19 protein-coding genes are annotated in these 22,420 nt (G+C 68.5%); 9 read left to right on the top strand and 10 right to left on the bottom strand.

The window, feature by feature from the left end:
* The first annotated feature begins 35 nt into the window (after positions 1-35).
* Both iolB and iolD read left to right on the top strand, forming a co-directional pair.
* Positions 36-944 carry a 5-deoxy-glucuronate isomerase gene (gene iolB / locus BLU77_RS14295; RefSeq protein ID WP_089773770.1) on the top strand — a complete coding sequence of 303 codons (909 nt, stop codon included), beginning with the start codon at positions 36-38 and terminating at the stop codon, positions 942-944.
* Positions 941-2,851: a 3D-(3,5/4)-trihydroxycyclohexane-1,2-dione acylhydrolase (decyclizing) gene (gene iolD / locus BLU77_RS14290; protein WP_089773769.1), complete on the top strand. Its 1,911-nt coding sequence runs from the start codon at positions 941-943 to the stop codon at positions 2,849-2,851. Before iolB ends, iolD begins: the two co-directional genes overlap by 4 nt.
* Before the next feature lie 80 nt (positions 2,852-2,931).
* On the opposite strand, the gene BLU77_RS14285 is transcribed toward iolD, so the two are convergent.
* Positions 2,932-3,867: an aldo/keto reductase gene (locus BLU77_RS14285; protein WP_089773768.1), complete on the bottom strand. Its 936-nt coding sequence runs from the start codon at positions 3,865-3,867 to the stop codon at positions 2,932-2,934.
* Positions 3,868-3,902: 35 nt separating this feature from the next.
* Positions 3,903-4,763: an aldo/keto reductase gene (locus BLU77_RS14280; protein ID WP_089773767.1), complete on the bottom strand. Its 861-nt coding sequence runs from the start codon at positions 4,761-4,763 to the stop codon at positions 3,903-3,905.
* A gap of 117 nt (positions 4,764-4,880) precedes the next feature.
* Between BLU77_RS14280 and BLU77_RS14275 the strand changes: the two genes are divergently transcribed.
* Complete coding sequence (locus tag BLU77_RS14275) at positions 4,881-5,768, top strand: LysR family transcriptional regulator (RefSeq protein WP_089773766.1); 888 nt, start codon at positions 4,881-4,883, stop codon at positions 5,766-5,768.
* Between the two features lie 55 nt (positions 5,769-5,823).
* Here the strand turns inward: BLU77_RS14275 and BLU77_RS14270 are convergent, their stop codons facing one another.
* Genes BLU77_RS14270 through BLU77_RS14260 form a run of 3 tightly spaced genes read right to left on the bottom strand, consistent with a single transcriptional unit; the run spans position 5,824 to position 9,033 of the window.
* A complete protein-coding gene (locus BLU77_RS14270) occupies positions 5,824-7,179 on the bottom strand; it encodes an ABC transporter substrate-binding protein (RefSeq protein WP_089773765.1) in 1,356 nt (451 codons plus the stop codon).
* A gap of 25 nt (positions 7,180-7,204) precedes the next feature.
* The gene (locus BLU77_RS14265; RefSeq protein WP_089773764.1) at positions 7,205-8,131 is read right to left on the bottom strand and encodes a carbohydrate ABC transporter permease; all 927 of its coding nucleotides are present in this window, start codon (positions 8,129-8,131) and stop codon (positions 7,205-7,207) included.
* Positions 8,128-9,033, bottom strand: a complete 906-nt coding sequence (locus BLU77_RS14260; RefSeq protein ID WP_245708870.1) for a carbohydrate ABC transporter permease — start codon at positions 9,031-9,033, stop codon at positions 8,128-8,130. The genes BLU77_RS14265 and BLU77_RS14260 overlap by 4 nt, the downstream gene beginning before the upstream one ends.
* A gap of 318 nt (positions 9,034-9,351) precedes the next feature.
* Between BLU77_RS14260 and BLU77_RS14255 the strand changes: the two genes are divergently transcribed.
* From BLU77_RS14255 to BLU77_RS14240, 4 genes are read left to right on the top strand one after another with little or no spacing between them, the layout of a single operon-like run.
* Complete coding sequence (locus tag BLU77_RS14255) at positions 9,352-10,791, top strand: FAD-dependent oxidoreductase (RefSeq protein WP_089773762.1); 1,440 nt, start codon at positions 9,352-9,354, stop codon at positions 10,789-10,791.
* Positions 10,788-11,693, top strand: coding sequence for a sugar phosphate isomerase/epimerase family protein (locus tag BLU77_RS14250; RefSeq protein WP_089773761.1), 906 nt, complete (start codon positions 10,788-10,790; stop codon positions 11,691-11,693). Before BLU77_RS14255 ends, BLU77_RS14250 begins: the two co-directional genes overlap by 4 nt.
* Positions 11,690-13,501, top strand: coding sequence for a sulfatase-like hydrolase/transferase (locus tag BLU77_RS14245; RefSeq protein ID WP_139177781.1), 1,812 nt, complete (start codon positions 11,690-11,692; stop codon positions 13,499-13,501). The genes BLU77_RS14250 and BLU77_RS14245 overlap by 4 nt, the downstream gene beginning before the upstream one ends.
* Before the next feature lie 12 nt (positions 13,502-13,513).
* Complete coding sequence (locus BLU77_RS14240) at positions 13,514-15,268, top strand: sulfatase (RefSeq protein WP_089773759.1); 1,755 nt, start codon at positions 13,514-13,516, stop codon at positions 15,266-15,268.
* A gap of 6 nt (positions 15,269-15,274) precedes the next feature.
* Here BLU77_RS14240 and BLU77_RS14235 read toward each other — a convergent pair whose 3' ends face one another.
* From BLU77_RS14235 to BLU77_RS14220, 4 genes are read right to left on the bottom strand one after another with little or no spacing between them, the layout of a single operon-like run.
* Positions 15,275-16,474, bottom strand: a complete 1,200-nt coding sequence (locus BLU77_RS14235) for an ROK family transcriptional regulator (protein ID WP_089775808.1) — start codon at positions 16,472-16,474, stop codon at positions 15,275-15,277.
* A 21-nt stretch (positions 16,475-16,495) separates the two neighbouring features.
* Positions 16,496-17,494, bottom strand: coding sequence for a sugar phosphate isomerase/epimerase family protein (locus BLU77_RS14230; RefSeq protein WP_089773758.1), 999 nt, complete (start codon positions 17,492-17,494; stop codon positions 16,496-16,498).
* On the bottom strand, positions 17,491-18,612 hold the full coding sequence (locus BLU77_RS14225; RefSeq protein ID WP_089773757.1) for a Gfo/Idh/MocA family protein: 1,122 nt from the start codon (positions 18,610-18,612) through the stop codon (positions 17,491-17,493). The genes BLU77_RS14230 and BLU77_RS14225 overlap by 4 nt, the downstream gene beginning before the upstream one ends.
* Before the next feature lie 44 nt (positions 18,613-18,656).
* On the bottom strand, positions 18,657-18,941 hold the full coding sequence (locus tag BLU77_RS14220; RefSeq protein ID WP_089773756.1) for a DUF2277 domain-containing protein: 285 nt from the start codon (positions 18,939-18,941) through the stop codon (positions 18,657-18,659).
* A gap of 134 nt (positions 18,942-19,075) precedes the next feature.
* On the opposite strand from BLU77_RS14220, the gene BLU77_RS14215 reads away from it, so the two are divergent.
* Positions 19,076-19,555: a hypothetical protein gene (locus BLU77_RS14215; RefSeq protein WP_089773755.1), complete on the top strand. Its 480-nt coding sequence runs from the start codon at positions 19,076-19,078 to the stop codon at positions 19,553-19,555.
* A gap of 3 nt (positions 19,556-19,558) precedes the next feature.
* Positions 19,559-19,747, top strand: a complete 189-nt coding sequence (locus BLU77_RS14210) for a helix-turn-helix transcriptional regulator (RefSeq protein WP_089773754.1) — start codon at positions 19,559-19,561, stop codon at positions 19,745-19,747.
* A gap of 72 nt (positions 19,748-19,819) precedes the next feature.
* On the opposite strand, the gene BLU77_RS14205 is transcribed toward BLU77_RS14210, so the two are convergent.
* Positions 19,820-22,420: an alpha-L-rhamnosidase gene (locus BLU77_RS14205; protein WP_089773753.1), complete on the bottom strand. Its 2,601-nt coding sequence runs from the start codon at positions 22,418-22,420 to the stop codon at positions 19,820-19,822.

Raw genomic sequence — 22,420 nt, 5'->3', positions numbered from 1 at the left:
GAACTGATCAGAACGACCGAGGAGGATCGCACATCATGGGTGATGCCGAGCTGCTGGTGCAGGCGGGAAGCGCGCCGAACGGCCCGTACGTGTTGGAGATCACGCCCGAGCGCGCCGGCTGGGCATACTCGGGGCTGAAGGTCCTGGAGATGTCCACCGGGGCTGCCGTGACGATCTCCACGCAGCACGACGAGGCCCTCGCCCTGCCGATGGCGGGGTCCTACGAGATCACCGTGGGCGAGCAGACGTTCGCCCTGCACGGGCGGCCCGACGAGTTCTCCACGCTCACCGATTATCTGTACCTGCCGCGCGGCACCACGGCCGAGGTGCGCGCGACCGGTGACCTGACCACCAGCCGGCTCGCCGTGCCCACCGCCCGCGCCGAGGAGACGCTCACCGCCTCCTACCATTCCAGCGACGAGGTGCGGCTCGAGCTGCGCGGTTCCGGGATGGCCTCGCGGGAGGTGCGCAACTACGCCCTCGGCAACGCGGTCCAGACGGACCGCCTGCTCGCGGTGGAGGTGATCACCCCGGGCGGGAACTGGAGCTCCTACCCGCCGCACAAGCACGACGAGCACACCGAGGACGAGCGCATCCTGGAGGAGATCTACCACTTCCGGATCCGCTCGCACGCGCCCGAGGCGGCCGGCAGCGAGGGGGTCGGCTATCACCGTCAGCACGGCACGCCGGAGCGTCCGATGGAGCTGCTCGCGGAGGTGCGCAACGGGGACACGGTGCTCGTGCCGCACGGGTATCACGGGCCGTGCATGGTGCCGCCGGGTTATGACATGTACTACCTGAACGTGATGGCCGGTCCGGAACGGGACGGCGTGTGGAAGATGACCGACGACCCGCACTACACCTGGGTGCGCGAGACGTGGCCGGAGCAGACCGTGGACCCGCGGCTGCCGCTCGCGGGCCGCTCCGAGGAGACACGGGCATGACCGTGCAGAACGAGACCGTGCGGCTGACCGTGGCGCAGGCCCTGGTGCGCTTCCTCTCCGTGCAGTACACCGAGCGCGACGGGGTGCGCCAGCGGCTGATCCCCGGTGCGTTCGGGATCTTCGGGCACGGGAACGTGGCCGGGGTGGGGCAGGCACTGCTGCAGAACGCGGTGGATCCTGCTGACGGCGAGGAGGCCCTGCCGTACTATCTGGTGCGCAACGAGCAGGCGATGGTGCACTCCGCCGTCGGGTTCTCCCGGAGCCGGAATCGGCTGCAGACCTTCGCCTGCACCGCCTCGATCGGCCCGGGCTCGACGAATATGGTGACCGGGGCCGCGCTGGCGACGATCAACCGGGTGCCGGTGCTGCTGCTGCCCTCGGACATCTTCGCCACCCGCCGTCCGGACCCGGTGCTGCAACAGCTTGAGGACCCGCGCTCCCCCGAGGTAAGCGTGAACGACGCGTTCCGACCGGTCTCGCGGTTCTGGGACCGGATCACCCGGCCCGAGCAGCTGATCGCCTCGCTGCCGCAGGCGATGCGGGTGCTCACCGACCCGGCCGAGACCGGTGCGGTCACCCTGTGCCTGCCGCAGGACGTGCAGGCCGAGGCGCATGACTTCCCGCTCGAGCTCTTCCGTGAGCGCACCTGGCACGTGGCCCGCCCCGTGCCCGAACCGGCCGCGCTGGAGCGTGCCGCCGACGTGATCCGCTCGGCGAAGCGGCCGCTGCTCATCGCCGGTGGCGGTGCGATCTACTCTGGCGCCAGCGCGGCGCTCGCCGCCTTCGCCGACGCCACGGGCATCCCGGTGGCAGACACCCAGGCCGGCAAGGGAGCGCTGCCCGCGGACCACGAGTGCGCGGTCGGCGGTGTGGGCTCCACGGGCGCGGCCTCCGCGAACGCGCTCGCCGCGCAGGCCGATGTGGTGATCGGTGTGGGGACCCGCTACTCGGACTTCACGACGGCGTCCCACACCGCATTCGCGGACCCGGACGTGCGTTTCGTGAACCTGAACGTGGCCTCCTTCGATGCCGCCAAGCACAGCGCCTCCATGTTGGTGGCCGATGCCCGGGAGGGGCTGACGGCGCTCCATGCGGCGTTGGAGGGGTACCGCGTGGACGAGGGGTACGCGAACGAGGCACGCACCCGCACCGAGGACTGGGCACGCGTGACGGCGGAGCTCACCCATCCCGGTCAGGGTGCGCCGGGCGGGCTCCCGGCCCAGGTGGAGGTCTTCGGCGCGCTGAACGAGCTGATGGGTGCCGAGGACGTGGTGATCAATGCCGCCGGGTCGATGCCCGGGGACCTGCAGGCCCTGTGGCGGGCCGCCGGTCCGGCGCAGTACCACCTGGAGTACGGCTACTCCTGCATGGGGTACGAGCTGCCCGCCGCGGTCGGGGTGCGGCTGGCGCGGCCCGAGCCGGAGCATCAGGTGGTGGCGATCGTCGGGGACGGCACGTATCAGATGATGCCGACCGAGCTGGCGACCATCGTGGCCGAGGGCCTCAAGGTGATCGTGGTGGTGCTGCAGAACCACGGGTTCGCCTCGATCGGGGCGCTGTCGGAGTCGGTGGGCTCGCAGCGGTTCGGCACCGAGTACCGGATGCGGGACGATTCCGGCCGGCTCGCGGGCGAGCATGTGGGCGTGGACCTGGCCGCGAACGCCGCCAGCTTCGGGGTGCGGACCGTCTCGGTGGACACGATCGCGGACTTCCGCGAGGCGTACACCGAGGCTGCGGCGGCCGACGATGCCACGGTGATCGTGATCGAGACCGACCCGGTCGGCCCCAACCCGCCGGCGACGAACGGGTGGGACGTGCCAGTGGCCGAGGTGGCCCGGCTGGAGAGCACCCGGGCCGCCTACGCCGCCTACGCCGAGCTCAGAGCGAGGCAGCGGCACTACCTGTAGGGCCGCCGTCGGGCATCCCCCGGTGGGGCACGGTGGTGGCCACTTTCCGGCCGAAAGCGACCACCACCGTGCCGAAGCCCTCAGGGGACGGTGTACCCGGCGGCGCGGAACAGCTCGTACCACTCGGCCCGGGTGAGCGGGATGTCCGAGCCGGCCGCTGAGGCCGTGACCCGCTCCGGTGTGGTGGTGCCGATGACCACCTGCATCTGCGCCGGGTGGCGGGTGATCCACGCGACCGCGATCGCGATGGCAGGCACGTCGTACTTCGCCGCGAGCCGATCGATCACCGCGTTCAGCTCCGGATAGCGCTCGGACCCGAGGAACGGGCCGTCGAAGAACCCGGCCTGGAACGGCGACCACGCCTGGACGGTGATGCCGTTCAGGCGGCAGTAGTCGATCAGGCCGTCCTCGCGTGCGATCGACTGGTCGAGGTTCTGCATGTTCGCCGCCACACCCTGGGCGATCATCGGCGAGTGCGTGATGGACAGCTGCATCTGGTTCGCCACGATCGGCTGCGTGACCGCGGTCTTCAGCAGGTCGATCTGGCGCGGAGTGTGATTGGAGACGCCGAAATGACGCACCTTTCCGGCGGCGGCGAGCTCGTCGAAGGCGCGGGCCACCTCCTCCGGCTCGACCAGGGCGTCCGGCCGGTGCAGCAGCAGGATGTCCAGGTAGTCGGTGCCCAGCGCCTCGAGCGACCCGTTCACCCCGGAGATGATGTGCTCGTAGGAGAAGTCGAAGTAGGGCCCGTCCTCGCGGACGATGCCAGTCTTGGACTGGATGATCAGCTGTTCGCGCTGGGAGCTGCTCAGCTGCATCGCCTCGGCGAAGCGTCGCTCGCAGCCGTGCGTGGCCGAGCCGTAGATGTCGGCGTGGTCGAGGAAGGTGATGCCGGCGTCGGTGGCGGTGCGCACCAGGGTGCGCACCTCCTCGTCGGACTTGTCCTGGATGCGCATCAGACCGAGCACCACGTTCGGTGCGGTGAGGTCGGTGCCGGGCATGGTGAAGGTCTTCATGAGTGCTCCTGGTGGGAGTGCGGGTGTCAGGCAGCTCAGGCGGCGGAGAGCCGGGCGACCTGCTCGCTGGTGAGCTGGACGTCGGCGGCGCCCACGGAGTCGATGATGCTCTCCGGGCGGGAGGCGCCGGGGATCGGCACCACCTCGGGGGCGAGGGCGAGGTGCCAGGCGAGCGTGGCCTGGTAGACGCTGACGCCGAGCTCGTCGGCCACGGCCTGGAAGGTGGCGTGCTGCTCGCCGAGCTCGGCGGCGTTGGCGATGCCACCGAGCGGGCTCCACGGCAGGAACGCGACGCCGAGCTGCGCGCAGTGCTCGAGCTCGCCCTGGCTGGAGCGGAACCGCGGGGAGAACTGGTTCTGCACGCTGGCCAGGCGGCCGCCGAGGATCTCGTTCGCCTCGTCGATCTGGGCGATGTCGGTGTTGGAGATGCCGGCCATCTGGATCACGCCCTCGTCCAGCAGCTCGGCGATCGCGCCCATCGAGTCGGCGAAGGGGACCTCGGGGTCGGGCCGGTGGAACTGGTACAGGCCGATCGCCTCCACCCCGAGCCGGCGGGCGGAGTCCTTCGCGGCTTCCTTCAGCCGTTCCGGTCGGCCGTTCTTGATCCAGGACCCGTCGCCGGGGCGCTGCGTGCCGCCCTTGGTGGCCACCAGCACCTCATCCGGGCTGACGCTGCGCTGGCGGAGCGCGCGGGCGACCAGCTCTTCGTTGTGGCCCTCCTCGCCGGCGTCGCGGTGGTAGGAGTTGGCTGTGTCGATGAGGGTGACACCGGCGTCCAGCGCGGCGTGGATCGTGGCGATCGAGCGCTCCGGGTCGGGGCGCCCCTCGATCGACATGGGCATCGCACCCAGCCCGACGGCGGACACACGACGGTTACCGATCTTGCGTTCCTGCATGGCGATCTCCTCCACGAGACGAGTGCGACGGTCTGTCACCGTGCTCTAGCCTAGGAACCTCGCGATTGAGAAGTCCAACAACTCTCTCGAATGAGATTGAGAACCTAGGGTGATGTGATGGATCTGCGGCAGATGGAGTACCTCGTTGCCCTGGCCGACGAACGTCACTTCACCCGGGCGGCCGTGGTCGCCGGGATCTCCCAGTCGGGCCTGTCCGCGGCGATCCGCAGCCTGGAGAGCGAGTTGGGCACGAGCCTGTTCACCCGCACCACCCGCAAGGTGGAGCCCACCGAGGCCGGCTACGCCCTGCTCCCGTACGCCCGATCCATGCTGGAGCAGGCCGCGGGGGCGAGGGACGCCGTCGTGCGCGCCGGGGCGGCCCTTTCCGGGCGGCTGCGCATCGGCGCGGAGCAGTGCCTCGGCATGGTGGACGTGAACGGGCTGCTTGAGCGGTTCCACCGGCGGCACCCCCTCGTGGAGACGCACTTCGCCCAGGCCGGATCACTGGATCTGGTGGCGATGATCCGGTCCGGGTCGCTGGACGTGGCCTTCGTGGCCACTGAGAAGCACCTCGGCTCGCTCCGGCACGCCACGATCGGGCAGGAGCCGCTCGTGGTGGTGGCGCCACCGGACCACCCGCTCGCCGGGCTCACCGACATCCCCTGGGAAGCGCTGCAGGACCAGGATTTCGTGGATTTCGGCACGTCCTGGGGCGTGCGTACCCTGAACGACGACGCGTTCAGCAGCCGCGGGCTGCACCGGCGGGTGCGCTGCACGGTGAACGACGTGCACACGCTGCTGGACCTGGTCGGGCGCGGGTTGGGGATCGCCGTGGTGCCGCAGCACGTGGCCTCGAAACCACGGGCCGAGACGCTGGCCATCCGGCCGCTCGCCCAGGCGGACTCGCCGCGCTGGACGGTCTCGGTGCTCAGTTCGGCCTGGGACCAGACCGAGTCGCCCGCGACCTATCTGTTGGACCTACTGCCGGCGGCCCAGCCAGTCTGAACCTGCACAACGCCGACGCACCCGCGCAAGGCGGGTACGCCGGCGAACCTCCTGATCACTCGTTGACGGTGAACCCCTGTGACTGGCCAAACTGCACAATGTCCTCCTGCCAGCCGACCAACCCATCGGCGATGCTGAGATCACCGCCGTAGGCACCGCCCACAGAGTCGTTGAAGATGGTGTTCGCGTACGGCTCGAACGGCAGGTACTGCCATCCGGGAAGAACCGCTTCGTCGGAAGCGACAAAGACGCGATTGACTTCCTGATCCCCGAAGTACTCGCTCTGTGCACTCAACCACGCCTCATCCTCGAGCACAGAGCTCACCACAGGGAACTGGCCCGCCTCGTGGACCCAGATGTCCATGGCCTGCTCGCTCGTCGTCATCCACTCGACGAATCCCGCCGCTGCGAGTTGCTCGTCACTCTCGGAAAGAACGGAGAGTCCCGAACCCCCGAACACGCCGCTGGCTGCCTCGCCGTCGGCGTAGGTGGGCACGGGCGCCACCCGCCACTGTCCGGCGGCTCCCGGTACGTGCGTCTGAAGGGAAGCACCGCCCCAAGCGCCAGTCACCCAGGTGGCGATCGAACCATCCTCGAGTGCACTCAACCACTCTGGAGTCCACATCGACGTCTCGGTGTCGACCAGTCCGTCCTTGAGGAGCCCGTCCCACATCTGTGCCCAGCGCAACGTGCCCTCATCAGCCAGGTCGACCGTGAGGTTGGAACCTTCGTAGGAGAACGGCTGGCCACCGGCCTGCCAGATCATCGCCACTGTTCCGTTCGGGTCACCTGTGTCGGCCGCGATGTACCGGCTCGGATCAGCGTCGTGGATCGCGACCGCAGCTTCGCCGTACTCCTGCCATGTGGATGGAGCCTCCAGCCCAAGCTCTGCGAACACGTCCTCGCGATAGAACATCACAAGAGGACCGGAGTCGGCCGGCAGCCCGTACACGCCGGTCTCGCTCTGCACCTGATCCCAGGCACTCGAGGAGAACTCACTCTCGAGATCGTCCAGACCGAACCGAGTAAGGTCCGAGATCGACTCACCCAGGACGAACTGTGGCATCGCCAAGTACTCCATGTACGTCACGTCAGGAACACCCGACCCGGCTTGCAGGACGTTCTGCAGCCGGGTGTAGAGAACGCCGGGGTCGCCCATATTTTCGACATTGACCGTCACACTGGGGTACTCGGCCATGAATGCCTCGGCCATCGGCTCGGCCTGGGGAGACCAGGACCAGAAGTCGAGCGTGACGTCCTCGGACAGTGCCGCCTGGATCTCCTCGTCGGTGACGGCATCGCTGCCGCCCGTGCTGCCCTCGGAGTCGGGGCTGCAGCCGGCAGCAGCCAGGGCGGCGACCGCGGTCACGCCGGCCGCGACGAGGCTCAACCGCTTCTTCACGTGAGTCATCGTGTGTTCCTCTCGGTGGGGGTGGTCATTGCTTGACGCTTCCTGCTGTCAGACCCGTCTGCCAGAAGCGCTGCAGGAACAGGAAGAGCAGAACGGTGGGGATGATCGTGATGAGCGATCCGGTGATGATGATGTTGTCGATCGGTTCGCCGATGCCGGTAGCGGCCTGGGTGTTCAGCAGGCTCCAGTTGTTCAGGCCAACGGTGAGCGGGAACCAGTCCGACTCGCTCAGCATGATCAGCGGCAAGAAGTAGTTGTTCCAGGTGTTGACGAAGTTGAACAGCAGAACGGGCACGAGCCCTGGCATGAGCAGCCGGAGCGCGATGGAGCGAAAGATCCGCATCTCACGAGCACCGTCGATACGGGCCGCCTCGAGCAGTTCAGCCGGTACGGCGTCGTCGGCGAAGAACCACACCAAGTAGAGCCCGAAGGGTGTCATCAACGAGGGCAGGATGACCGACCAGGGGGTGTTGGTGAGGCCCCACGCGCTGAACATCAAGAACGTCGGCACGGCCAGCGCCGTGGCAGGGATCGCGACGGCGCCCAGCACCACGGCGACCACCCCGCGCCGCCCGGGGAAGCGGAAGCGAGCGAGCCCGTAGCCGGCCACCGCCGCCAGTGCCGTGGCACCAAACGCTCCGGCTGCCACATAGAGCAGGGTGTTGAGTACCCACCGTCCGAACTCGCCACCGTTGTAGGTGAAGGTCTGAACGATGTTGTCCCAGAGGGCGAAGTCACCTGAGAACCACAGGCCGAAAGAGCCGAAGAGCGCGTCGCGGGTCTTGCTGGAGTTCACCACCAACCAGAACAACGGCACGATGGCGTATAGAAGCACCACGCTCATCAGCCCGGTGGCCAGGACGGAACGTCGGTCGCGCAACGGCTGTGTCCGGCGTGCAGCCCGTGGGCCTGCATGCGAGGTGGTGGCGCGGGCGGAGGTCTGCGTGGTCATCGGGTCCCCTCCCGTCGCATGCCGACGGCCTGCACGATGTACGCGACCACCACGGTGACGATGCCGAGCACGATCGCAATTGCTGCGGCGTAGCTCGACTGCTGCCCTGCGAACGCGAGGTTGTACGCGTACATGTTCGGGGTGTAGCCGGAGGCGATCGCGTTCGGGGCCAAAGTCTTGAGCACGTTCGGCTCGTTGAAGAGTTGGAAGGAACCGATCACCGAGAAGACGATGCAGACCACCAGCGAGGGACGCATGGCAGGCAACTTGATCGCACGGATCACCCGGAACGTACCGGCGCCGTCGATCTCGGCGGCCTCGTAGAGGTCCTTGGAGATCAGCTGCAACGCCGAGTAGAGGATCAACATGTTGTAGCCGACGTAGGACCAGACGGCAATGTTGCCGATTGCCACGATCACCCAGGAGGCGGACAACGGGTTCGGCAGGCTCCACCCGAACGCATCGTTGAGGTTGCCGATCAGCCCATATCGGGTGCCGTACATGAAGCCCCACATCAGGGTGGCGACGACCGCCGGAACCGCGTAGGGCAGGAAGATCGTGATCCGGAAGACGGAGGAGAGGTAGAGGCGGGCACTGTCGATCGCGAGAGCGGCGATCGCGGCAAGGACAAGCATCACCGGGACCTGGACGAGCAGGTAGCCGATGACTCGCAGCAGTGCCGTGTGAAAGGTCGGGTCCTGCAGGGCATCGAGGTAGTTCGCCAGGCCGACGAAGGCAGTCCCGCCGATGAGGCGTGTCTGGAACAGGCTGAGGTAGATCGCGTACACGACCGGGGCAGCCATCACGACGACGAAGACCGCCATGAAAGGGCCGACGAAGATCCAGCCGGTCCAGTCCCGGCGACGGCGCCTGGTTCTGGGTGCTCCGGTTGCGGCGCTCACTCCGATCTCCCCGGCGGTGGAGCGCAGCGGCGGGCTGCGGTGATGCGCCGGTGCGAGGATCCTTCCCCGGCAGGCCGGTGTGCCTGGTGCACTCTCATGCCTCTGGCGTTCCCTTCGTGATGTCGATGCCTGCGCCGAGCGCGGCGACGACGTGCCGGCGTGAGTGCCGGGTGGTGTGGTGGGGTGATGGCCGCATCCGGGATGGCGCCCTTGCACCCGATTGACATCCTTTGTTGGCGGTGCAAACATTTCTAGCGCGGCGATGCCCCTGAACGCAACCCCAAGCTGAGATCCGGTCCGACTTTCGAACGAGGAGCGATGACGTCCACCGATCGAATCCGCGTGCTGACCCACGCTGACGAACCGCTGCGGGCGGATGTGGTGATCATCGGCTCCGGTGCCGCCGGCGCCGCGGTCGCCGGTGAGGTGAGCCGTGCAGGCGCCTCCGTCGTGATGATCGAGGCCGGGGGCCTCCCGCACGATCAGCACCTCGGTGCCCACATCCGCAACTCCTACCCTGCCGAGAGCCAGCTGCAGACCGAGTTCGGCCCCCGTATCCTCGCAAATCTGGTGCCCTACCAGCACGACCCCGAACCGCTGCCCGGACTCAGGGGGCAACGATTCACGCACGCCGTTGGCGGCATGCTGACGTTCTGGTCGCACGTCTGCGCCGTTCCCGACGCGGCGACGGAGGCCGAGCCATCGATCCCGCTCGCTGAGCTTGTCGAGCTGTGGGACGAAGCCGCGCGACTGCTGTGGAGCGAGGCAGGCATCGGCGGAGTACGTCACCAGCGCCTCGTCGCCGCGCTGACGGCTGAGATCGGTGATCTGCCGGCCGGCCGCGAGGTGCAAGGGCTACCCATCGGCGCGCGCCGCACCGCTGACGGATCATTGCAGTTCTCGGGTATCGATGCGCTGCTGGACGGCTCTGACCGAGCGGGAGAGATCCAGATCCTCGCCGAGCACCCTGCGCGCCGGATCGACCACACCGGTGGTCGTGCGCACACAGTGCACACCGCCCGGGCGGACGGCTCGAACCCCGTCGCAGTCTCCGGCGACGTAGTGGTCGTAGCTGCAGGGGCCCTCGCCAGTCCAGCGGTGCTGTGGGCCTCGGGCATCCGCCCACCTGCGCTGGGGCGCTATCTCACCGATCACACGATGCTCAGCTCCCGGGTCAAGCTCGCCGAACCGGTCGTAGAAGGCGTCACGGAGACGGACGAGCTGTTCGGCGTATGGATACCGTCGAGCTCCTCGCGGCCGGTCCACACACAAGTCGTTCCCGGCTGGACCACCGGCCTGGCATTCCCAGGAACGCCCGCGTGGCAGACCGCGGACATCGGCCAGTTCATCGGCGTAGACCCCGATCCCGGGAACCGTCTCGTCTTCGACGACGATCACCTCGACCGCTGGGGTCTGCCATCGGTGCAGGCCCAGTTCCGTCTTGGGGAGACCGATCGCGCCCGCACGCACGAGGCATACGCCGATCACGCGCGCGTGGCCGACGCCATCCGCGACCGCACCCACGGCCTCTCCATCTCGCTGGCCGCCCCCGGGGGGAGCCTGCACCTGATGGGGAGCACCCGGATCGGGACGGACGAAACCAGTTCAGCTGACCCGACCGGCCTCATCTGGGGGACCGACAACGTCTACGTGGCGGGCAACGGTGTGCTGAGCACCCGGAATACCAGCAACCCGACCCTGAGCATGGTGGCGCTCGCGCTGCGAACGGCACGCACGATCACCGGGGCGGGCGCATGAGCGCGGCTGCCCTGTGCCAGCACCCCGTGGCCGTGAACCCGCTGCAGTTCCTCGCCAGCCGGGACGGCTGGTTCGATCCATCCCTGGCGCCGCCACGCGAGGAGGTGCTGGAGATCGTGGCCGGTGCCGGCTTCACGGCGGTGCAACCTGACCTCGGAGCCGATGAAGCCGTCTCCAACTACGCCCACACCCTGGGGCAAGCGGGTCTGCGAGCAGGTCCCGGCTATCTCTCGCTCGATCTGTCCGATGATCCTGCGCAGAACCGGGACACCATCGCCCGTGCACGCGTCGACGCGGCCCGCCTGGCCGAGCTCGGATCGCCACTCGCCTTCCTCTCCCTCGGCACCGGTCCCGGCCACCCACGTTTTGATCGTCCAGCACACGGGCACAGCACCGATGGCGATCGCACGGCCCGGGCGCGAGACCTCCTCGTCGCCACCGCCGAGGCAGCAGCGGCCGAAGGACTGGTCACGGCCCTCCACCCGCATGTCGGATCTTGGGTGGAGACCGAATCAGAGATCGACGAGGTGCTCGCTTCCGGAATCGGGTTCGGTCCCGATCTGGGGCATCTCGCGTGGGCCGGGGCTGACGTGTGCGGCGTACTCACACGGCACCGAGCGGCGATCGCCGGGGTGCACGTCAAGGATTACGATCTGGACCTCCTCACCGAAGCGCGCACGAACAACTGGGACTACCGCCGCACCACCGCGGCCGGTGTGTGGCGTGAGCCGGGCACTGGCGACGCCCCGCTGGAGGAGGCCCTGGACGTGCTCCCCTCGCACGTGTGGATCGTCGTCGAGGTCGACTGGTCCGTCCTACCGCCGGTGGAGAGCGTCCGGCGCAGCGCATCGTGGGTGACCTCGGCGCAGCACCACCGCACCACCACGCACGGCCACCGATGACTGATCATCCCCACATCCTGCTCACCGTCAGCGAGGACTGCCCGCCGTGGTTCGGCTGCTACGGCGACCCACTGGCGGCAACCCCGAACCTGGACGCGCTGGCTGCGCGTGGTGTCACCTTCGACCAGGCCTACTCCGCGGCGCCGGTCTGTGCGCCGTCGCGGTTCGCGCTGCTGACCGGGGTTCCCCCGCAGAGCCACGCACCTGCCCACCAGATGCGCGCGAACGCTGCGCTCCCGCCCTGGTTGCATACCTGGCCAGAGCTCCTGCGCAGTCGCGGCTACCACTGCACGAACAACGCCAAGACCGACTACAACTGTGACGTCGATCCGGCTGCTGTGTGGGATGAGAGCTCGCTCACCGCGCACTGGCGCAGCCGGCCCACCGATACCCCCTTCGTCTCGGTCGTCAATCTGGACACCACTCACGAGTCGGCGGTGTTCGCGCGGGACACCGTCACCGTCGAGCCTGACAAAGTCACCGTCCCGCCGGGCCTGCCCGATCTGCCGGAGATCCGTGCTGACATCGCGCAGTACTACGGCCGGATCGCCCGGATGGACGCTGCCGTGGGCGACCTGCTTGCACAACTGGACGAGGACGGCCTCACCGACTCCACGATCGTCATCCACACCTCCGACCACGGCGGAGTCGCCCCACGCTCCAAACGCTACTGCTACGACAGCGGCCTGCATGTGCCACTGATCATCGCCGCTCCGCCGCGGTGGGCTCACCTGCTGGGCGCACCGGGCTCCAGGGTGAGGGTCCCGGTCTCGACGATCAGCATCCCGCCGACCATCCTCACCCTCACCGGAACGGACGTGCCGGAGTTCATGCAGCACCGCCCGCTGACGGTCGGCTCCGTCCCCCAGGAGGGGTTCGCCGTCGGGATGCGCAACCGGATGGACGAGCGCGACGACATGGTGCGCACGATCCGTAGCTCGCGATACCGGTACGTGCGCAACTACCAGCCGTTCCGCCCCAACGGGCGACACCAAGGATTCGCGTGGCATGCCGCCGGCTATCGAGCCTGGGACCGGGCTCATCGCTGCGGCGGGCTCACCGGACCCACGGAGGCGTTCTGGCACCCACGTCCACCGGTGGAGCTCTACGACACCTGGGCCGACCCGGGCCAGCTCGAGAACCTTGCCGGACGTCCCGAGGTCGCCGCCATCGAGCGTGAGCTCGCCGCCCGGCTACGGGAATCCATGCTGAACACCTGGGACAACGGGTTCCTGCACGAGGACTCCCCGCATCAGGGATGGGACGACAGCCGGGTGCCGGGCGCCTATCCACTGCCCCGGCTGCTGGCATTGACCGACCTGATACTCGAGCCGGATCCGATCATCCAGGACCGCCTGGTCACGGCCCTCGTCGACCCCGACGCGACCATCCGCCGGTGGGCGGCGCTGACACTGCACGCACATCGCAGCACGCACCGCCTCACGCAGTCGACAGTGGCGGCTCTGGCGGCGGCGGCTCAGCACGACGACGACCCTCACGTGCGGGTATCGGCCGCCGAAGTGTGGGCGATCGAGACCGGCGACGACGTCCCGTGCGACCTGTTGGTGGCTCACCTCACGCCCGACGTGAGTCCCGCCGTCCGCCTCGGGGCTGTCGAGGCCCTGACTGCCCTCCCCAGCGACGCGGTGGCGCCCCACCGTGACGTCGTGGCGACCGTCGCCGCCGAGCCGGGCCGGCCGCTGCGGACCGCTGCGCGCTACCTGCTGCTGCAACTGGACGGGCACGACGACCCGGACACACGCGTGCTCGACATCGAGCAGACCGACTTCACCCACTCTCTCACCTGACGAGGACGCCCGATGCGCGCGATCATGCTGATGTTCGACAGCCTGAACCGGCACATGTTGAATCCGTACGTGGCCGAGACGATGGTCAAGGCGCCGAACTTCCAGCGGCTGGCGCAGCGGTCGGTGCGGCTGACGAACTTCTACGCCGGGTCGCTACCGTGCATGCCCGCACGTCGGGAGCTGCACACCGGGCGGCACAACTTCCTGCACCGGTCCTGGGGACCACTCGAACCGTTCGACGACTCGATGCCCCAGCTCCTCGACGATGCCGGCGTGCACACACACCTCGCCTCCGACCACCACCACTACTGGGAGGACGGCGGAGCGACCTACCACACCCGCTACAGCACCTGGGAGGGGTTCCGGGGGCAGGAGAATGATCCGTGGCGGGGGGTGGTGGGACCGGCGCAACAGAATCGCCAGAACGTCCTCAACCGACAGGCGATGCCGACCGAGGCCGAACATTCCCAGACCCGCACCGTGGATGCCGGCATCGAGTTCCTCCGGGCGAACGCCGAGGCCGACCGGTGGTTCCTGCAGCTGGAGCTGTTCGACCCGCACGAGCCCTTCTTCGCCCACCAGCACTACCGTGATCGCTACGGCCAGCACACCGACGACGTCGGCTTCGACTGGCCCCCCTACGAGAAGGTCACGGAGGCGGGGGCGCACGTGGCCGAGGCGCGGCGGCACTACGCTGCCCTCGTCTCCATGTGCGACCACTCGCTCGGCCGGGTGCTCGACGCGATGGACACCCACGACCTGTGGGAAGACACGATGCTCATCGTCAACACCGACCACGGGTACCTGCTCGGTGAGCACGGCTGGTGGGCCAAGGCGATGATGCCCTGGTACAACGAGCTGGTCCACCTGCCGTTCTTCCTCTGGGACCCCCGTGTCGGTCGCGCCGGCACGGCATGCGACGCCCTGGCTCAGACCATCGACATTGCACCGACGCTCCTGACGTGGTTCGGCGAGAACCCGCCTCCCGACATGGTGGGCCAGGACCTGGGTGAGGTGCTCGCACAGGACGGGTCGCCGTCGGGATTCACGCACGGGCACGAGGCGGTGCTGTTCGGTAGCCACGGCGGCCACGTGAACGTCACCGATGGTCGCTACGTGTACATGCGGTCCTCCGTCGAGCGTGAGAATCAGCCGCTCGAAGAGTTCACCCTCATGCCCACCCGCATGATGTCGCGCTTCGGCGTGAGCGAGCTCAGCGACTGGGAGCCGGCCGAGCCGTTCTCCTTCACCAAGGGCCTGCGGACGATGCGGGTACCTGCTGCGGCCAGCTGGGTGAGCTCGTGGCAACACGGAACATTGCTCTTCGACCTCGCGACCGATCCGGGCCAGCAGCACCCGCTGTGCGATGAGACTCTCGAGCTGGGCATGGTCAAGCTCTTGCTCGAGCGGCTGCGCCACCACGACGCCCCAGGCAGTCAGTTCGACCGCCTCGGCCTCCCCCGGCACGGCCCACCGGGCCCGGAGCACCTGCTCTGCCGCCGTCATGCCGAGCGGGCCGCGGCGGTTGCCGAGCCGCTGCCGGCCGCTGCCGACCTGCCGGGTCGGCACTGGCTCGCCGCCCCGGTCGAGGCGCTCACGGGAGATCCGGGGGCCCGCGCCATCCTGCGCGAAACGCTTCCGGAGGTGCTGGGGACCGAGCTGGTCCACGCCCGCGCCGGGGTGAGCCTGCTCGACCTGGCCCGGACCGGCACCCTGACACGGGAACGGCTCATCACCGCGGGCCACGCTCTGGCGACCCTGGACTGAGACCGGTCAGGCGGAGGCCCGGGAGATCAGCTGAGCCGAGGCAGGATCGGCGAGCAAGGAGGAGAAGGCGAGCTCCGCCGTCCCGACGGTGAGCTGGTCGGCGCCAAGCTCGGCATCGCGAACCTCCACGCACTCCCGGCTCGCGCGGATCGCCTGCTCGCTGAGCAACGGGGCCGCCCGCACGCGGTGCAAGGTCGAGAGGAATCCGCCGAGCACCACCACGCTGGGGTTGAAGAGGTTGACGACGGAACGCACCGCGATTGCGAGTAGGTCCCGGTCGTGGTCCACCAGCTCGTGCACCGCCGGGTCCTCGGCCCGTAGGAGCTCGGCCTCGAGCCGCTCGACCTGTGCGGGTGCGAGTCCGACGGCGTCGAGGAGGCCGGGTTGGGTGACCTCGGCCTCGAGGCAACCGTGAGCGCCGCAGGGACACTTGGCGCCGTCCGACCGGACGAATAGGTGCCCCAGCTCTCCGGCATAGCCGGCCGAGCCGGTCACCAGGGCACCTCCACTGAGCACTCCGCCTCCGATACCACTGGCTCCACCGATCATGTAGACGAGGTCGTCAACGCCGCGACCCGACCCGAACGCGCACTCGCCGTACATGCCCAGCAAGGCGGCGTTCGCGGCCGACGTGGGCAGACCGGTGACGCGCTCCAGGTCTGCGGCGAGAGGTTCCTCGACCCACCCGAAGTGCGGGGCGTCGCGCACGTGCCCGTCGGAAAGCCGCACCTGACCGGGCACCGCCACGGCCAGGCCGGCAACCACGTACGGCTGCCCGTCCAGCATCCGGTCCACGACATCCGCGCTGCGGCGGACAACCTCGCTGGCGTCTGCCGGTCCGTCGGTCTCGAGACGTACCTGCTCGATGATCCGCCCACCCATCGCGACGAGGCCGATACGGATCGCGTCGACCTCCGGGTTGACCGTGACGGCCACGGTGCCCGGGTATGGCCGGATGATCGGACTGGGGCGACCACGGCCGGAACCGGTCTCGGGACGGGCCTCCACCACGAGGCCAAGATCTGCCAGGTCGCTGAGGCACTCACCCATCGTCGAGCGGTTGAGGCCTGTGCGGCGTGTCAGCTCGGCCCGCGAGAGCGCTCCCGCTCGGTGGACCATTCCGAAGATGGTCGCCAAGTTGCTGTGGCGGAGGCTGTTCGCGGTGCGGCCACCCCCGGACCCGTCGGTGCGCCGCGTCTCGAGCATGGCCATGACTCTATCCGGACCTCACTTCTCGGTCGTCGTGGAACCCGCAAGCGTGCGCTGCAGCTCGTGCAGGAACTGGGCGGCCTCAGCGGCACCGGCCTCTCGGGTCATGGCCATGTCCTCCCACTCCACCGATACTGGTCCGTCGTACCCGATCTCGTTCAGTGCGCGGAGGGCATCGTCCCAGCGGACCTGCCCACGCCCGACGGTCACGAAGTCCCACGCTCGGCGCACGCTCCCCCAGGGCAAGTGCGAACCGAGGATGCCTGAACGGCCGTCGGCGGGCCGAACACGGGTGTCCTTGCAGTCGACATGGTGGATCCGCTCGGCGAAATCCAGCAGGAACGCGACTGTGTCGATGCCCTGCCAGGTCAGGTGACTCGGGTCCCAGTTGAACCCGAAGGCCGGGTGACCGGCGATGGCGTCGACCGCACGATGGCAGGTCCAGTAGTCGAAGGCGATCTCGCCGGGATGTGGTTCGTGCGCGAAGACCACGCCTTCCTGGGCGAACGCATTGAGCACTGGGGTCCACGAGCGTGCGAAATCCTCGAAGCCCGCATCGATCACGTCGTCGTCGACTCCGGGGAAGCCTACGACGAACGGCCAGATGCTGGAGCCGGAGAAGCCGACCACCCGGTCCACTCCGAGGCGGCGCGCCACCCGCGCGGTGCGGATCATCTCCTCCCGAGCACGCTCTCGGATTCCGTCAGCATTGCCGTCACCCCAGATCCGAGCGGCGAGCATCCGTTCGTGCCGGAAGTCGAAGGCTGGGAGTCCGACGGCGTGCCCGGCCGCGTGGTTCGAGACAGCCCAGACGCCGAGGCCATGCTGGTCGAGCAGGCGCCGGATTCCGGCCAGATAGTCGGGGTCTTCCTCCGCGCGCAGGGTGTCGAGATGGGTTCCCCCGCAGTCGATCTCCACGCCGTCGTAGCCCCAGCTCGCTGCCTGGGCGATGACGTCCTCGAGCGGGGTATCGCTCCACTGCCCGGTGAAGAGGGTGATCGGTCGAACGGCGGTCATGTCGTGCTCCTCAGGGTCGGGGACTCGGCCACGTCGGTCCAGCTGCCCTGGTTGGCCGAACGGACGACGGCGTCCACGACCGCCGCCGCACGCGCGCCGTCGTCGAAAGTGGGCAGCTCAGCCGGGCATGCGCCGGTCGTCGCCACATAGGCGTCAGTCACCAGCGCGGTGAACGCATCCTGGTATCCCATCGGGTGTCCGCCGGGAAGGATCGACAGGCGCGCGGACGCGTCTGACAGCGATGGGATGTCCCGGACGATCTCACGCCCGCCGCGGCGATCGGCTGTCCACAGCGACTCCGGTGACTCCTGGTCGAAGGTATGCGAAGCGTCGGCGCCGTAGACCTCCACGGTCAGGCTGTTCTTGCGACCCAGGCTCATCTGTGAAACCTGCAGCGTCCCGATCGCGCCGCTGGTGGTCTCGACGGTGACCGCGGCGACGTCCTCGGTGGTCAGCACGTGACCGGCGGGGCTCTGCGGGAGCACGGTGCGCATCACCGCGTGCACACGGGCGATCCGCTCGGCCGAGGTGAACTCCACCAGGTCCACGAGATGGGAACCGATGTCGGCGAAGGCGCGAGAGGGCCCGGTCTGCCCGGGATCGCTCCACCAGCCGTCCTCGTCGTAGACCAGGCGCCACTCTTGCTGATAGGCGCCACGGAGGCTGACGATGCGTCCCAGCTTCCCGGTCCGAGCCCGAGTGTGTGCTTCGACGGCCATCGGGTGATAGCGGTAGGCGAACGGGACCGCACAGACACGACCCGACAGTGCGGCGAGGTCCGCGAGATCGGCAGCCTCAGCAGGCGTGGTGGCGAGCGGCTTCTCGCAGACCACGTGCTTTCCGGCGGCGAGAGCGGCTCGCACATGCTCGTTGTGCGCCCCGGGCGGGCTGCATATATGGACAACCTCGACGGCATCGTCAGCAAGCAGTGCGTCGAGACGGGGATAAGAGCGCTCGGCGCCGAGCCGTTCCGCAGCAGCGCTGGATCGGGCAGAGGTAGAGGACAGCACGCCGACGAGGCGGGCGCCAGCTGCCCTGATCGCGCGGACGTGAACCGCCGCGATGGCCCCGGCGCCGATCAGCGCGACGGCAGGACGGGGCGCGACACTGGAAGCCATACTCCCATGTTGTCACACTTTGTTGGCGTAGCCAACATAAAGGTTCAAGCGCTGGCGACCTGGGTCCCGTAGCGCTTCGCAGCCCGCTCCTTGGCCTTGGCAGCCTCGACCTCGCGATCCTTCGGCGGGGCTTTCGTGACGAGGTCGGCGAGCAGGTGCTCGGTGGTGTGGGCGATCTCGGCCACCGCCTGGTCGAAGATCTCCTGGTTCGCGGCAGACGGCTTGGTCATCCCGCTCACCTTGCGCACGTACTGCAGCGCGGCGGCACGCACCTCCTCGGAGGTGGCGTGCGGCTCGAAGTTATGCAGGGTTCGAATGTTGCGGCACATGGTGTCGAGAGTGGCACGCCGTTCGCCGTTGCACCACCCCCGACGGCGTCCCGCACCTTCGCGCAGGCACGTCAAGCGACCTTGACATCACGACCGACGTGATGTGAAGTGTCCTTGACAGAAAGGAGGTCGCCATGACCGACAACTCATCATCCACCCCGACCGATCAGCGCAGCCGCTGGGGGCGTTCCCGCTGGGGGAGCCCTCGTCCAGCGGCCTGGTGGCATGCCGCCCCGGTCGGGATCGTGCTCGCCGTGGTCTTCGCGCTCGCCTTCAGCCTCATCGGCTTCGATGCCGAGCAGCGCCGGCTCGCCCTCGGGATCGGCATGCTGTGCTTCGCCGGCCCGAGCCTGGCGCTGGCCTGGGTCCTGGTGGTCGACCGATCGACGATCCGAGGCGCGGTGGATCGCCCGGAGGAATCGGTCGAGAACAACTGGTGGGACAAGGCGACCCAGCACACGCTCTATGACACCTTCGTCCTCGCCGGCGTCGGCGCCGCCGTACTGAGCCTGACCGACTGGGAAGTCACCGGAGCGGTCGCCCTGATGGTCCTCGGAGGACTCATCGCCGCCGACGTCGCCGTGCGGTATGCACTGGCCCGCCGGGCCGGGTGAGGGATGCAGAACTCACTCACGGCACGCCGTCAGGAGAACGGCTGGTCCCAGCAGCATCTCGCGGAACAGCTCGGCGTCTCCCGGCAGACCGTGATCTCCATCGAGAAGGGGCGGTTCGACCCCTCGCTCCCCCTCGCGTTCCGCCTCGCTGAGGTGTTCGAGTGCCGGATCGAGGATCTATTTGAGCCGTGAGCCGCGGACACGTCCCCCGTCCATGTCCGGGTCCGGAGGGCGTGTCCGCGGGTCACTGGCCGAGCATCTCCGCTACCCGGTCACACCCGCCGGCAGGTCGTCATGCCGACCCACTGTCGATCTCCCACGTGGATCGTCGACGGTCCATTCATGCACACCCGACCCCACGTCGAACGGCTCCTTCCCGGGGAGGGCGACCTCCGCCGTCGTGTTGGCCGGGATGGTGGCGTGCACCCGCAGGGTGCCCTCACCGATCTCGGCCCAGCCGGACTCGGCGAGCCCATAGGGGGTCTCCTGCCGGGCCGAGGCATGCTCGATGCCCTCGATCGGAGTCGGCGCGATCCGCAACCTCTTGTAGCCCGGCGCCGCGGGGGCCAGTCCAGCCAGGCCGCGGTGCAACCAGTCGGCGATCGCGCCGAAGGCGTAGTGGTTGAAGGAGGTCATCTCGCCGGGGTTGATGGTGCCGTCGGGGAGCATGGAGTCCCATCGTTCCCAGATCGTGGTGGCGCCCATCGTCACCGCATACAGCCAGGACGGCACCCCCGTCTGTAGCAGCAGTCGGCCTGCAACATCAGCGTGGCCTGTGGAACACAGCGCGTCGGCGATGACCGGGGTGCCGACGAAACCGGTACCGATCACATACCCGTCCCGGCGGACGATCTCGGCCAACCGGTCCCCCATCGCCTGGGTGCTCTCGCCATCCACAAGGCCGTAGGAGATCGCCATGGCGTAAGCAGTCTGGGAGTCGGAGGCAATCCGCCCCGACCCGGTGACGTACTCGTTCACCCACGCCTGCCGGGCGCGCTCGGCATAGTCGCCGTAGTGCGCGGCATCCTCGGAGTATCCCAGGATGGTGGCCGTCTCGGTCAGCACCGTTGCCGAGCGGACCACGTGCGCGCTGGCCACGATGTCCTTGTTCGTCAGCCCCCCATCGGCCCGGTCGGGCGGTGCGGCCGGGTCGAGCCAGTCCCCGAACTGGAAGTCGCCCTCCCAGAGCAGCCGGTCGCCAGCCAGGCCGACCAGCACGTCCACCCACGCCTTCATCGAGGGATACTGATCCTCGAGCACAGCCCGGTCGCCAAAGCGTTCGAAGAGCACCATCGGCACTATGGTGGCCGCATCACCCCACGCCGCCGCTGCCTTCGGTTCATCGATCACGCTGGGTACCACGAACGGGCAGACCCCGCCGCTCCTCGCCTGCTCGATCGCCACGTCCCGCAGCCAGGAGGTGAGGAAGCCGTCCGAGTCGAAGAGGGTGGCCGCCGTCGGGGAGAACACCTGGATGTCGCCGGTCCAGCCGAGGCGCTCGTCGCGCTGGGGGCAGTCGGTAGGCAGCGAAAGGAAGTTCCCCTTCATCCCCCAGACCACATTCTCGTGCAGCCGGTTCACCAGCTCATGCGAGGACTCGAACCACCCGGTGCGACGCATATCGCTACCCACCACCACGGCCGTCAGAGCACGTGGGTCAAGCTCGCCCGGCCAGTTCTCCACCTCGGCATACCGGAACCCGTGGAAGGTGAACTCGGGTTCGAAGACATCCTCCCCTCCGGAGCAGGTGAGCATGTCGGAGGCCTCTGCAGCACGCAGTGGCCGGGTGCCGAGTTCCCCGTGCTCGAGCACTTCCGCGTGCCGCAGGGTAATCGTGTGGCCTTCCGGACCGGTGACCCGAACCCGCAGTCGGCCCACAAGGTTCTGCCCGAAGTCGAGCACCGTCTTACCCGACGGCGTCGTGATCACCTCAGCCACAGAAACCTCGCCCACACGCCGCACCGGTTCGGCCACGTCCGGCTCCGGCACCACGGAGACGTCCGGCGCCACGGCAACGGCCGGCCATTCCGAGTCGTCGAATCCGGGGGCGTCCCAGCCGGGCAGCACGCGCCGGGCATCCACCTGTTCACCGTGGTAGATCGAGCTGGCCGTGACTGGCCCGACGGCGGCACCGCGCCAGCTCCCGTCGGTACCAACGACCTGGGTTGCCCCATCCTCGAAGACCAGGTGCAGCTGCGCCGCAACACGCGGCTGGTCGCCATAGAAGCGGCGTATGTTCCCGTCGAAGCCGTACTCCTCCGTCCACCAGGCGCCGGCACATCGGATCCCGATGGCGTTCGTCCCCTGGCGCACCAGATCCGTCACATCGGTGGCCTCGTACACCAGACGTTCCTGGTAGACCGTCCACCCAGGCTTGAGTACGGCATCGTCCACATCGCGGGAGTTGATGCTCGCCTGATAGGCGCCGCAGGCGCTGGCATACAGGGTGGCTGAACGCAGGGACCCTGTCACCGCGAACTCGGTACGAACCTGGCCCGGGCACGCCATGCCTCTTGGCTCGGCGAGGGCCACGAACGCGGCCTGCCACTCGCCGTCGTCGAGAAACGCGCTTCGCATGACCACGGGCTCGCTCCATGGCGACGTGACGCCGTCAATGCCGGTCACCCGTACCTCGAGCGTGTGCCGGGCGTGCGGAACCAGCGGCTCGAACGGCCAGTCCACGAAGACCGAGTCGGCAGACGTGATAGCTGCTACATGCTCGCCGTCCAGCCGCAATTCTGCGCTGCGCTGGTGCCAATCGGTGACGTCGGATGTCACTTCCCAGCTGATACGCGGGGTCGGGCTATCCGCGAGGGCGTCATCGGTACGACGTTCGACACGGACACGACGGATCTGGATACTCAC

The sequence above is a fragment of the Ruania alba genome (assembly GCF_900105765.1).
GTDB classification, from domain to species: domain Bacteria; phylum Actinomycetota; class Actinomycetes; order Actinomycetales; family Beutenbergiaceae; genus Ruania; species Ruania alba.
The sequence above is the reverse complement of the archived record's forward strand: the minus strand, read 5'-3'. Positions and strand labels throughout refer to the sequence as shown.